The sequence below is a fragment of the Blautia ammoniilytica genome (genome assembly GCF_025566965.1).
Taxonomy (GTDB): Bacteria; Bacillota; Clostridia; order Lachnospirales; family Lachnospiraceae; genus Blautia_A; species Blautia_A ammoniilytica.
Genome location: NZ_JAOQJL010000002.1, coordinates 131,869 through 145,579, shown reverse-complemented (window position 1 = coordinate 145,579; position 13,711 = coordinate 131,869). Strand labels below are relative to the sequence as shown.

The window sequence follows — 13,711 nt, the reverse complement described above, 5'->3', positions numbered from 1 at the left end:
GATTTTAGTACTCCCTATTATAAGCCTATCTGCCTGTTTTTGTCAAAATCAGCCCTTCCTTTTTCCAAAGACTTTTTAACCAGCATTTGCCCTTCACAACTGTGAATGTAGTGGACAATTACGAATATTTAATGAAATGCAAGTTTTCGCACAAGTTTTCCAAGGCTCCAAATCCATGTAGACCTGGGTACGCTTTGATCATACAAGATGTTTACACTGCCAATCTGTTCTTTACCAGCATAATATTCCATTTTTCCTGCCAGCTTTCCCCTTTTTACCGGAGCTGTTACCTGTTCCGGAAGGGAAAGCTTTCGTGTCACTTCTCCAATGTTTTTTCCATCTGTTCCGATCCAGACAAATGTTTTCTCATATTTCAGAGCCACATATTCTTCTTTTCCATTTCCCACCTTTAACCTGGGAAGTTTCATAGGATGATCATCTATGTACCGACTGCACTTTGAAAACCCGTAATTAAATAAAGCAGCTCCATCCCTGAAGCGTACCTTATAATCCGGTGCCCCCATCACAACAGCAATCAAGGTAATATCATTTTTCTTGGCAACAGCAGAAACGCAGTACTTTGCCTTTCCGGTGCTTCCTGTTTTCAGCCCTGTACAGCCCTCATAGCTTCGCAGCAGCTTATTGGTATTTGTCAGTGTAAACTCTTTGGAGCCCTGCTTTGTTACGTGCAGGATATTTTCCATCCATATAGAAGAGTATGTGAGAATTTTAGGATACCTGGTGATCAGTTCTCTGCTCATAATGGCAACATCCTTAGCCGTAGTATAATGATTCTCTGAATCGGTCAGTCCACAGCAATCTTCAAAATGAGTATCCTGCATTCCCAGCTGCTCTGCCCGCTGATTCATTCTTTTTACAAACTCCTGCTCACTTCCAGCAATATGCTCTGCCATTGCCACGCTTGCATCATTCCCGGAGGCAATTACAATGCATTTGATCATTGTTTCCACATCCTGGGTCTCTCCTTCTTCCAGGAACACCTGGGATCCACCCATGGATTTGGCATATGCACTGGTAGTCACTGTGTCTGTAAGCTTCAGATTCCCATCTGCCAGACTGTCAAAGATCAGCAGAAGAGTCATGATCTTTGTAATGCTGGCAGGGCTTCTTTTCTCTTCCTCGCTTTTTTTATACAACACCGTTCCTGTATCTGCCTCTATCAGGATCCCTGCCGGAGCCTGGATCAGTATATCTTCCTGTACACCATCAGCCTCCTTGTTTTCCTCACCGTAGGCTGTAAGCACTCCATTTCCACAAACCATCAGAATTATGGTCAGAAATAATGCCAGGACTCTTTTCCATTTTCTTTGATTCAAATCATCTTCCCCCTGTATTCCCTTTACTCTATTGTAAAAAAAAACAAGGCTTTTTATGCCTTGATATTGAAAAAGGACGGAGGAATCACTGTTTTTTTCAGTGATTTCTCCGCCCATTTGCTTTACTTCAAGAATGCTCGGCATTCTTGCTGCGAGGTGCGCGTCATGCAATTGCATGACATACTTCTCCTGCGCACCTCTGCAATCCTGCCGGAGGCTATATCAGCTGGGGGATTGACTCCCAGCTGATATACTTTACTTATTGCTCTGCCTATCCGTTTCATTTATTTATTTTTCTTTTTTGCAGCTTCCAGCCTGTTGCAAGAATCGCAGCAATTGCCATCAGCAGCAGACACTGCCATAATGCCATATCACTGGTGTCCCCTGTTTTGGGAGAAGAAGTTCCTGTGCTGCTGCCGCCTGAGGATCCACCATAACCGCCGCCTCTATATGAACTTCCACCTTGTCCAGGAGCCGGTGTATTCGTTGGCTCTTTTTCTTCGGAAACAGGTGTAGCTGTTGGTGTCTTTTCCGGCTTTGGAGTCACTGTCTGAGCCGGAGTTGTTACCTGAGGTGCAGGCTCTGGTGTAGCAGAGATCTGCGGTGTTTCCGTAATGTCCGGTGTTGGCTGCGGCTTGTCTGTAGGCCTTGGTTTCTCAGTCGGAACAGGCGTAGCCGTTGGTGCCACATACTGGTTAATGATCTCTGTATTTGCCGTGGAGGATACCTTATCTGTAGCGCTTCCCTCGCCTGATAAGCCATCTGAGGACTTCCAGCTTACTGAACACCCTTCCGGATTCTTTTCAGTCACAGAGTAACTCATGCACTCCTGAGGAACGCAGAAATTAATGGTCTGCTTGTCCTTCAATGAAAAACTGTATGCACCTTCTTCTGTTTGGATACTGGTCTTTGTTCCATCTGTAACCTGGTACAGGCTTCCTTTATATGGATCCCCATTTGTCTCAAACAGTTCCAGCACCATATCAAATTTCTGATCTGTTTCTTTACCTTCTACTGTTTTGGTAACAGAGAATTCCTTAAATACAGGAAGGTTAAATTTGATCGCACAGTCTGACAGGGTGCCGCCTCTTTCCAGGTAATAGAATGCAAAGGTATGCTTTGTCCCTGCTGCCCACTCTGAATCGTCAAATGCCCCAATTGCCTTTGGATATCCTGCGAAAATATCAGACAGAGAACCGGTCTGTACATCACCGGTCACACTGCTGGTAACAGTATAGATTCCCTTTGTAAAATTAATGCTTCCGGAAACTGTCTCATGGATACCACCCATATCAAGCACAAGCTGTCCGTCAATGAAAAGCCATGCATCATCATCCCCGCTGAAGGAGAATACCAGGTCTTTCCTGTCATTAACAGTTCCCTGTACATCTGTAACTGCAACAGTTCCGTTTTCCGGGATCAGGAAATCCTTTTCCATGCTCATTCCAAAATGATAATCCACGGTTTTCATCTGATCCAGCAGATAGATCCCTTCCGTGCCTTTATCTGCTGTTCCCCATACGCCTTCATCCTGAAAACTGTTAAACGGCAGGAAACCAGCTCCTTTACTACCCCATCCGTCAATACCAAGAGCCTTGTCATACTGGTAGATCTTATTTGTGCCAGCATCATAGCCTGCATGGTTCAGACTGCTTTGATAACTGTATTCATTGGAAGCCGGATCATATACAAAATCAAATCCAACATTTGAGTAAACTGTTTTTGTACCCCCATTTACCGGAGTTGCCGCCTGAGTCTGGTCAAACAGTGAAAACGGTGTGGTGTAATTAAGCACCGGAAGCCCATCCTCTCCCAGCTGGTTCTTCACAATCCCCGGGAAAACAGTATTGTAAAAAGAATTCACAGGTGTATTTTTTACATTTACCGGATCGTACCGGAACCTGTACTGTGCACTCTGCTTTGCCAGTTCAAAGCCATCCCAGTTTCCGAAATCATAATCAAACAATGTAACAGGCAAAGATCTTACGTCTGTCAGTCTGGAAGCTGTATCGTTTTCACCGGAAGCTGTATTCTTAGGTGAAGTTGCCAATACCAGATGGGTAGCCGGATTATCCTGATTCGGCCACTGGAAAACTGTGCCTTTATAGGTCTGTCTGCCGGACAACTGTACATCTGCAGGTAGCTGGCATTTCTCCGTGATTATATCAAAATCTTTACTGTTATTCAAAGACACAGTATATGAAAAATCACACAGACGATACTGAGGCAGGATCACAATGGCTTCATTATCTTTCAAATGAGCGTGTACTGTATAGCCATAGTCAGCATCCAGATCCCCTGATTCCCAATAAGCCCAGCCTTTGCCCGGAACTCCCAGGTTGATCCAGTCGCCATAGTCATTTTTATTATCAGCCTTATGCCATACTCCATTTTCGTCCTTCTGATACAACCAGGCCCAGAAATGCATACGGCCAAGGGAGTATTCGCCTCCGGTTCCCTGTTCTGACATATCCAGGCGAACATTGATCTCTGCCATCTCATCAGAGGTTCCACCTACATTTTTATTCTGGATCACAAGACCTTCATAGGGAAGGCCGTTTTCACTTAAATCTGTGCAGTAAAGGTATGATGATCCCCAATCAGTTGCCTGAAGCACATGATTTCTTTCTTTCTGATCCCTAAGATCAAGAGTTCCTGAAATGCCATAAGGAGTACGGCTTGTACTGTATGTAACAGGCTCTGTGCTCTCCCAGTTCTGATTCTTCCATCTTTTTATAGATCCAAGATAATAATAACTGTATGCATAACCGGAATCCCAATCCATTTTATATTTCCAGAACCGGTATTTTACCGTACCATTCTGAGGATACAGGATTTTACCACTGCTGTCTGTTTTTTCAAATGGTCCATCAGATTGCTGAAACTCCCGATAAGATGCACCATCGTAATAATCCGATGTAAACGATTTGTTTTTTAAAGCAGCCGATGGAAGGATTGGTCTTATAACCGCCACGATAGAAGGATCTGTTTCTTCATTAACCTTCTTGATCCTGTCCCCTGATTTTTTCGCCTGATATACAGTTACTGTATCAGAATAAGGAGTATAAATCCCATCCTCTCCCTTTTTATAATACTCTTTTATATAATAATCATATTCTCCTGATCCAGGCTGATCTGAAGAAAGCAGCAATTCCTCTTCTCTAACCCCAGGCAGGACAATGATCCCATAATTAGGAAGTCCGTTTTCTCCGATCCCACACTTATCCTCCCTCGTATCTTCCTTTACAGACAATTCTGCTTTCTGAAGACTCAGTCCATCATCACTGACTGACTTGATGCCATAAAAAGCCTGGCCTTCCTTCTGGATCTGTGTATCATCCTGCCCTGTAAGCATAAGGTTCTCTTCATTTCCAGACAATTCTACATTATAATCAAAATTAAAATATCTGATCTTCTGACTGCTTCCATACTGCGCCTCGGAAAGAACCAAACCACCCCATCTATAATATCCGTTAGAATAAACATTTCTTCTATCATAGCTTGAGTTCTCTCTTACAACATAACTTCCCGTATACTCCGGGCTGTAAGGCAGGATACAGATAATATCTCCTTTTTGAAGATTCAAATCTGAAAGATCAAAACCGGTTTTCTTTTCAGAGGAAACATTCAGGATCTGATATTCTTTCTCTTCATAGATTCCCTCATCTCCCAGCCTGTATTGTGCTGCCAGCATCCTGGTTCCGCCCCTGCCGGTGATCTGGTATCGCCATTCATACGTATCAGAACTCCTGTACAGTTCATTTGTACTGTATCCCATTCCGGCTTCGCCATTTTTGTATGCTTCAGGCACTGAGATATTTACCTTCAACAGTCCGTCCAAACCGGTGTCCGGAATATCGCCCACCTCTAATCGAAGTCCGATATTTGGGAGACCATCTGCCCCATACTCCAGAACAGTTCCATCTGTCTGCTCTTCTACGGAAACCATAAGATCTGCCCCTGCAGTACCTTTATGATCTGCCGGATCATGTCCATAGGTCAGCCAGCTTCCTTTTACCATGTCTTCACTGTAATATGGGGTACTTTCTCCGTCCAGGGATGTTACTCCTGTTATCTTCCAATCCTGAGTACTGTTCAGGAATACCTGATACTGAAAACAGTAATTACGGCTGCATTTCTTTAAATAATCTGCTAGCTTATTGGAAGAATATCTAAATTCAACAGGCGCTGTACAATCCAAAGGAATTACTGCCGCTACTTCATCAGGCTCCGGATCTACATAAAAACAATGAACATAATCGGAAGTATCTGTATATGTTTCTATTGCATTAGTAGTATAAGATCCATGTTTTCCTGGTCTCTTGTATTCTTCTTCCAGTTCATACTTTCCGGTTTCCTGATTCAGTTTATAATAAATACACACAGCTCGAAGTGCAGAGTTCTGGTAAGTGTTTGGCTGATTATTATGATTTTTGTCCCAGCAGGGATTCACCCTTATAAAATACCCTGGATATCTTTCAACCCCATCGTATCCGGTAACTGTTCCGGTATTTGGATCGCCGCGTACAAGAAGCGCATAGTTAGGCAGCCCATTCTCTTTATATGTAGGAAGCGAAGCTTCTTCTGCTTGAATACCAAGTATTGGTGATTCTTCCAGTTCATTATCTGAGGACAGTACAGCGGTCCACTTTTCTCCTGACTGTTTCCACACATTCCCTTCTGTCAGTTCTTTATACTCTATAGACAGTTCCTCTTCCTGAACCTGAGGTTTTATCCATACCTGGTAATTATAAAGAACTGAGACCGGCGCATACACAACATAAGCGTCACCAGGTTTTAATGTTCTTTCATTACTTCCCAAAGAAATAGAAGACCTGCTGTTCTCTATTTCTTTCCAGTTTCCCTGTTCATTTTTCTCATATAATGCGCCTTTCAAGCCACAAGAACGTACCTCCGATGATTTATTGAATATTTTACAGTCCCCATTATTGTCAACAAATTCAGTTTTCCCTGTAAGTTCTACTTCCGCCTTAATTATCACATCCTTTTCACCGGTATTTGTAATCATTACACTTCCATCTGGAAGTCCACTTTCTTTATAAGAAACCGCCTTACGTGATTGAATATTCTGAATTTGTGTAACAACACGTAAATCAGAATCGGTTAATCTCACAGAATCTTCAGGCGCAGAATAATTTGTCTCCCAAGTGTCAGGCATCGTTGGCATGGGGCTGCCATTGCCTGCATCTGATACTTGTTTCTTTTCATAAAAAACCATATTATCAATTACCGAATAATTCATATTATCTATCCATCTGGCTTTATATTTTATAAGTATGCTTGCAGGAATATATTTCTTCTGATAGGAATTGTAATAAAATGGCATTATTATCATACGATACTTGCTGTATTTATCTGCATCTCCATATTGTTCCAGTTGTTTCAAAAGTCTGATTGTACTCTGACTAATATTATTTGCAACTAAAAATTCATACTTCTTTTCTATATCATTCCAGCCATATAAAAGATACCCATGATTTCCTTGATACCATGTGCCATTGTAATACATAGAAGACATATATCTATAGTTTCCATCTAAGAAAATGTCATTGTATGTTTCATCCAATGTCATACCTGTTGTATCAATATCATAAATAATCCCACACTCCGGGTTATTCACATCAATTATATCCTCTATCCCATCTACAGGCTGATTGGAGGTTTCAAGCAGATCCGGATCATCCAGAAATTCCTCTGCTTCTGTATATTCCTGTTCATCCTGGTCTGTGCTCTCTTCCTCCTGGGGCACATCCATGATTTCCTGTACGTCCTCAGGTGCATCTTCTGCCTCCTGAATCTGGCTGGAAAGATCAGCTTCTTCAGGCTCATTTATGTCTTCAGGTCCTTCTTCATCAGATATATCAATTTCTTCAGGTTCTTCTGCCGGTGATGGATCCGCTTCCCCTGATCCTTTCTGGTTCTGTTCTTCTCCATCAGAAAATTCAGATCCATATGCCATGCTTTCTGTCAAAAAGCCTGCTGCATTTCCGCCCACTGCCATGGAAATGCAAAGCCCTAAGGCTATCATTTTGTTCCATAATTTTCTTCTCAACATGTTTGCCTCCCTCATTGTGTGCCTTTTCAAGTCGAGCAGCTTGCAATGCCACTATAAATGATATTATACTTTTCTTCCTTTATCTGCTCTATATAACTTTTCATGGATTCATAACAATTTTCACATTCCTTGTTTAGATTTGGCATCATTTATTGCAGAAAAATCCCTGTAGATCCTTATTGGCAAATATTACCAACAGGAATCCACAGGGATTTCATTCGCATATTACAACATGGGCGCAAAAAGCCTTAAGATATTCTGCATGATCCTCACAAAAATATTTCGGTTCTTGCAAAATTCTAAAGTCACAGGTGAACAATAATGCAACGTCTCCACAAAGTCCTCTTTAATATCCATAACTACCTTATTACGACAGATCCATACTCCATCTTCAAAATGAAGATACAGGCTGCGGTAATCCAGGTTGATGGTACCAACAACTCCCAGTTCATCATCACACACAAAGGACTTGGCGTGAAGAAAGCCTGGCTGGTACTCATAAATCTTCACCCCTGCCTCCAGCAGCTGCTTATAGTAGGACTGTGTCAGCAGGAAGACCATCTTCTTATCCGGGATACCCGGTGTCATAATCCTTACATCAATACCACTTTTGGCAGCAAGACAAAGAGCAGTCATCATCTCATTATCAATGATCAGATAGGGGGTGCAGATATATACATAATGTTTGGCTCTGTTGATGATATTCAGATATACATTCTCACCAACCGTCTCTCCATCCAGCGGCGTATCACAGAATGGCTGAACAAAGCCGTCACTTTCAAACTGATCCTTGTGCCATGTATGAGGCAGGTAATGGTCAAATTCGGCATAATCTCTGGATCTTGTCACTACCTTCCACATATGAAGGAACATGGCTGTCATATTCCAGACAGCCTCGCCTTTCAGCATAACTGCAGTATCCTTCCAATGTCCGAACCTTTCCTTCTGGTTAATATACTCGTCTGCAAGATTGATCCCGCCTGTAAATCCTACATATCCGTCAATGATACAGAACTTTCGGTGGTCACGATTGTTCAGGACAATATTCAAAATGGGGCGGAAGGTATTAAATACCTCACACTTGATCCCTTTTTCACGGAGCTGAAGATAATATTTGTGAGGAAGCGTTGTAAGGCATCCCATATCATCATAGATCAGCCGTACATCTACCCCTTCCTTAACCTTTTTCTCCAGGATATCCAGAATGGTCCGCCACATTACTCCATCATGGATAATAAAGTATTCAATAAAAATATAGTGCTTTGCCTGATTCAGTTCTTTGATAAGTACAGGAAACATATCGTCACCCACTTGAAAATACTCAGCTGTAGTATTCTCATGTACCGGATATCCGGAAGAACGAAAAATGTAATCCGATTGTATACAGGCTGAGCGATCTGCTGCCTCCAGCTTCTCTCTGGTGTCTGAATCATCTTTCAAATAATCACTGGTCTGTACAAGCATTTCATTAAACTGCATCTGCATAGTCCTGGCGATCCTGGACTGTCCAAACACAAGATAAAGTACCAGTCCGAAAATAGGAAGACTGAGGATCAGCATTGCCCAGGCCAGCTTGTAAGAAGGATTGATCTCTCTGTTTACGATCCACAGCACAACAAGAATGCTTAAAATAGTAAGTCCTACTGAAATATATCTGGAATAGCTGGCAGCTTTTAAGAACAGAAGCAGGAGCCACCCCAGCTGTACAGCCATAGCAAACACCACATAAAACAATCGATTAAAAATAAGTTTTGCGATTTTCTTCAGTATGATCATAATCTCCTGTCCTTTCCCGCCAGCTTTCCAACTGTTTCCCTATCATACATAGTGATGCCACCGTCAGAAAGTATATCCGTTTAAAAGTATATCCGTTTAAAAGTATATCCGTTTAGATAAAAATCCCTGACCGTATCAGTCAGGGATTTCTTGCGCACAATTAATTATATTTACGTTTTCTTGCGGCTTCAGATTTTTTCTTACGACGAACGCTTGGCTTCTCGTAATGCTCTCTCTTACGGATTTCCTGCTGGATACCCGCTTTCGCACAGCTTCTCTTAAATCTGCGAAGAGCGCTATCTAAAGTCTCGTTCTCTTTGACGATTACGTTTGACATAGACCCACACCTAACCTCCCTCCAGTTGTAGATTGTGCTGAAATACAACTGTATGGGTATTTTTCTTGCACGAACATTATTATATATCATACCCTGCTGGTTCGTCAACAACTTTTGGCTTTTTTTGCAAAATCTTTTTGCATATTCCTGCCGGGTCTGAATCTTTTTCCAAAAGACGGATTATTTCAGCTGTCCTTCCAGAATACCAGCAGCTGCTGCAATAGCCTCATCTGCTTTTTCAGGATTACGTCCGCCGGCCTGGGCCATATTCGGACGTCCGCCACCGCCGCCGCCAACAATAGCAGCCACAGCTTTTACAAGATTACCTGCATGTGCTCCTGCCTTCTGGGCAGCATCCGTAGCCATGGCAAGTACATTTACCTTACCATCATTCACTGCTGCAAGGACAACTACGCCTTCGCCCAGTTTTTCCTTCAGCTGATCGCCCAGGTCACGAAGTCCGTTCATATCAACGCCCTCTACCTTTGCAGCAAGAAGACGAATGCCCTTCACTTCCACAACCTGATCCATAACGTCCCCAAGTGCTCCCTGTGCCAGCTTACTCTTAAGGGATTCGTTCTCGGAAGATACTGCCTTTAATTCACTTTGCAGATGCTGGATTTTCTCCACTACCTGAGATGGATTTGCCTTTAATGCTTTGGCAGCTTCCTGAAGCATTTCTTCCTGTTTCTTGTAATATTCGATAACACCTTTGCCTGTAAGAGCCTCAATACGGCGTACACCAGCTGCAATACCTGCTTCGGAAACAATCTTGAACAGCATGATCTCCCCTGTATTTGCTACATGGGTACCACCGCAAAGTTCCTTGGAGAAGTCCCCCATGGAAACCACACGTACCTTCTGGGTGTATTTCTCTCCGAACAATGCCATAGCTCCGGATTTCTTTGCTTCCTCAATATCCATCACATTTGTATTAACAGGAAGGGATGCCTGGATCTTTTCATTTACAAGATCCTCTACCTTTGACAGCTCTTCACTGGTCATTGCCTGGAAATGAGCAAAGTCAAAACGCAGTCTGTCTGGTGTTACAAGGGAACCCTTCTGCTCTACATGTGCACCAAGTACAACCTTTAATGCCTTCTGAAGCAGATGTGTAGCACTGTGGTTCTTCTCTGTATCTTTTCTTGCCTGGCTGTCCACGATCAGAGAAACGGTCTCTCCCTCTGAGATCATGCCAGACTCCATGTAACCAACATGGCCAAACTTGCCGCCACGAAGCTTAATGGTATCTTCTACAACAAATCTGCCATTTGCAGTCTGGATCACACCAGTGTCGCCAACCTGACCGCCCATAGTTGCATAAAATGGTGTCTGCTCTACAAATACAGTACCCTTCTGTCCTTCCATAAGGGAAGATACTACTTCTGTCTCTGTAGTAAGAACGGTCACCTTGGAATCAAAAGTCAGATGATCATAGCCTACAAACTCAGTAGTAACAGAGGTATCGATCTGGTCATATACTGTAGCATCTGCGCCCATGTAGTTTGTTACTTCACGGGCATCACGAGCTTTTTTCCTCTGCTCATCCATAGCAACCTTAAAGCCATCCTCGTCTACCTGGTATCCCTTTTCCTCCAGGATCTCTTTTGTAAGATCAAGAGGGAATCCATAAGTATCATACAGCTTGAATGCATTGGCACCGGAAAGTGTCTTCTCCCCTGACTGATTCATATCCTCTTCCATGTCGCCAAGGATACGCAGACCCTGGTCAATGGTCTTATTGAACTGATTCTCTTCATTAGTAAGTACCCTGAAGATGAAATCCTTCTTTTCTTCCAGCTCCGGATATCCGTCCTTGGAACCATTGATCACTTCCTCACTTAGCTTGGAAAGGAATGCTCCCTCAATACCAAGAAGGCGTCCATGACGGGCTGCACGGCGGATCAGACGGCGAAGTACATAACCTCTTCCTTCATTGGTAGGCATAATACCATCAGAAATCATAAATGTAGCAGAACGGATATGGTCTGTGATCAGACGGATAGAAACATCATACTCATGCTTCACGCCGTACTCTTTGCCTGAAATCTTGCTTACAAGATTACGCAGGGAGCAGATGGTATCCACATCAAAAATGGAATCCACATCCTGTACAACTACAGCCAGACGCTCAAGCCCCATACCTGTATCAATATTCTTCTGTTTCAGTTCTGTATAATTGCCATTTCCGTCATTCTCAAACTGTGTAAAAACATCGTTCCAGACTTCCATATAGCGGTCACAATCACAGCCAACTGTACAGCCTGGCTTACCGCAGCCATACTTCTCACCACGATCATAATAGATCTCTGAACATGGACCGCAAGGACCTGCTCCATGCTCCCAGAAGTTGTCTTCTTTGCCGAATTTGAAAATACGCTCTGCCGGGATGCCGATCTCTTTATTCCAGATCTGGAAAGCTTCATCATCATCCACATATACAGAAGGGTACAGTCTGTCCGGATCCAGTCCTACTACCTGTGTAAGGAACTCCCAGGACCAGTTCAGTGCCTCTCTCTTAAAGTAATCGCCAAAGGAAAAATTACCAAGCATCTCAAAAAATGTACCATGACGGGCAGTCTTTCCTACGTTCTCAATATCACCTGTACGGATGCACTTCTGACAGGTACTTACCCTTGTACGAGGCGGCTTCTCAGCTCCTGTAAAGTATGGTTTTAAAGGTGTCATACCTGCATTGATCAGAAGAACACTTTTGTCTCCCTGAGGAACCAGGGGAAAGCTTTTCATTACAAGGTGTCCCTTGCTTTCCATGAAATCCAGAAACATCTTTCGAAGTTCGTTCACTCCGTATTTCTTCATTTCTATTTCCTCCTACATCGTTCAAAATGTCCACAGCCGCTTGTTTGCAGCTGCGGAAGCACTGTTTTTTATCTTAGCATATCTTATTATTTTAAGCAAACTTTATTGAATTTTTTCTTTCCACGCTTCAGGATCACACCTTCACCCTGGAAGTCTTCTTTTTTCATGGCATGTCGGATGTCAGTATTCTTCTCTCCGTCAATAGAAACTCCCCCCTGCTCAATGGCTCTTCTGCCTTCGGAACGGGTAGGAACAAGACCTGATTTTACAAGAAGAGTGATCAGATCAATGGTCCCATCCTCTGCAAAATCACTTTCCTCAAGCTCTGTACATGGCATATGGGCTGTATCTGCACTGCCGCCGAACAGTGCCTGTGCACCGGCCTGGGCCTTCTTTGCCTCTTCTTCTCCGTGAACAAGTTCTGTCAGCTGATATGCCAGGATATCTTTGGCTTTGTTCAGCTGGCTTCCTTCCCATTTCTCCATCTCCTGGATCTCCTCCAAAGGAAGGAAGGTAAGAAGCTTCATGCATTTGATCACATCTGCATCATCTACATTACGCCAGTACTGGTAGAAATCAAATGGAGAGGTTTTATTAGGATCCAGCCATACAGCTCCGGACTGGGTTTTGCCCATCTTCTTGCCCTCTGAATTAAGCAGAAGAGTGATGGTCATTGCATAAGCATCTTTGCCCAGCTTTCTGCGGATCAGCTCTGTACCGCCCAGCATGTTGCTCCACTGGTCATCGCCGCCGAACTGCATATTGCAGCCGTATTTCTGGAACAGCATGTAGAAGTCATAGCTCTGCATGATCATGTAGTTAAATTCAAGGAAGCTTAAGCCTCTTTCCATACGCTGCTTGTAACACTCAGCTGTCAGCATTCTGTTGACTGAGAAATGAGGGCCAACCTCTCTTAAAAGCTCTACGTAATTCAGGTTCATCAGCCAGTCTGCATTATTCACCATCATAGCCTTGCCATCTGAAAAATCAATAAAGCGTTCCATCTGCTTCTTGAAACAGTCAATGTTATGCTGAATGGTTTCCTTAGTCATCATCTGACGCATATCTGTTCTGCCGGAAGGATCTCCGATCATACCTGTACCGCCGCCTAACAGTGCGATAGGACGGTTGCCTGCCATCTGAAGACGTTTCATCAGGCAAAGTGCCATAAAATGTCCTACATGAAGACTGTCTGCTGTGGGGTCAAAGCCAATATAAAATGTAGCCTTACCATTATTTACCAATTCCTTGATCTCGTCCTCGTCTGTCACCTGCGCGATCAGACCTCTCGCTTTCAGTTCTTCCCAAACTGTCATCTTTCTTTCCTCCTGTTAATAAAAAAGTCCCGGCTCCTTGTCCTTTTAG

The 13,711-nt window shown here is 43.3% G+C and carries 6 protein-coding genes and 1 other annotated feature (1 of these 7 cut by a window edge); all 6 genes read right to left on the bottom strand.

The annotated features are described in order from the left end of the window. Positions 1-128: 128 nt before the first annotated feature. Complete coding sequence (locus OCV61_RS01650) at positions 129-1,337, bottom strand: D-alanyl-D-alanine carboxypeptidase family protein (protein WP_262582593.1); 1,209 nt, start codon at positions 1,335-1,337, stop codon at positions 129-131. A gap of 280 nt (positions 1,338-1,617) precedes the next feature. After that, positions 1,618-7,413, bottom strand: a complete 5,796-nt coding sequence (locus OCV61_RS01645) for a DUF7601 domain-containing protein (RefSeq protein WP_158420330.1) — start codon at positions 7,411-7,413, stop codon at positions 1,618-1,620. 225 nt (positions 7,414-7,638) lie between these two features. Next, the gene (cls, locus tag OCV61_RS01640) at positions 7,639-9,189 is read right to left on the bottom strand and encodes a cardiolipin synthase (protein WP_158420329.1); all 1,551 of its coding nucleotides are present in this window, start codon (positions 9,187-9,189) and stop codon (positions 7,639-7,641) included. A gap of 160 nt (positions 9,190-9,349) precedes the next feature. Continuing rightward, the gene (rpsU, locus tag OCV61_RS01635) at positions 9,350-9,526 is read right to left on the bottom strand and encodes a 30S ribosomal protein S21 (RefSeq protein WP_004222305.1); all 177 of its coding nucleotides are present in this window, start codon (positions 9,524-9,526) and stop codon (positions 9,350-9,352) included. 180 nt (positions 9,527-9,706) lie between these two features. After that, positions 9,707-12,346, bottom strand: coding sequence for an alanine--tRNA ligase (gene alaS / locus OCV61_RS01630; RefSeq protein ID WP_158420328.1), 2,640 nt, complete (start codon positions 12,344-12,346; stop codon positions 9,707-9,709). 86 nt (positions 12,347-12,432) lie between these two features. Beyond that, positions 12,433-13,662, bottom strand: a complete 1,230-nt coding sequence (gene tyrS / locus OCV61_RS01625) for a tyrosine--tRNA ligase (RefSeq protein ID WP_158420327.1) — start codon at positions 13,660-13,662, stop codon at positions 12,433-12,435. A 43-nt stretch (positions 13,663-13,705) separates the two neighbouring features. Beyond that, positions 13,706-13,711, bottom strand: a binding site (T-box leader) (it continues 257 nt past the right edge of the window).

Excerpts from the sequence above, each read along its gene's own strand:
- OCV61_RS01645 (WP_158420330.1), bottom strand. The coding sequence starts at position 7,413 with ATGTTGAGAAGAAAATTATGGAACAAAATGATAGCCTTAGGGCTTTGC.
- alaS (WP_158420328.1), bottom strand. The coding sequence starts at position 12,346 with ATGAAGAAATACGGAGTGAACGAACTTCGAAAGATGTTTCTGGATTTC.
- cls (WP_158420329.1), bottom strand. The coding sequence starts at position 9,189 with ATGATCATACTGAAGAAAATCGCAAAACTTATTTTTAATCGATTGTTT.
- rpsU (WP_004222305.1), bottom strand. The coding sequence starts at position 9,526 with ATGTCAAACGTAATCGTCAAAGAGAACGAGACTTTAGATAGCGCTCTT.
- tyrS (WP_158420327.1), bottom strand. The coding sequence starts at position 13,662 with ATGACAGTTTGGGAAGAACTGAAAGCGAGAGGTCTGATCGCGCAGGTG.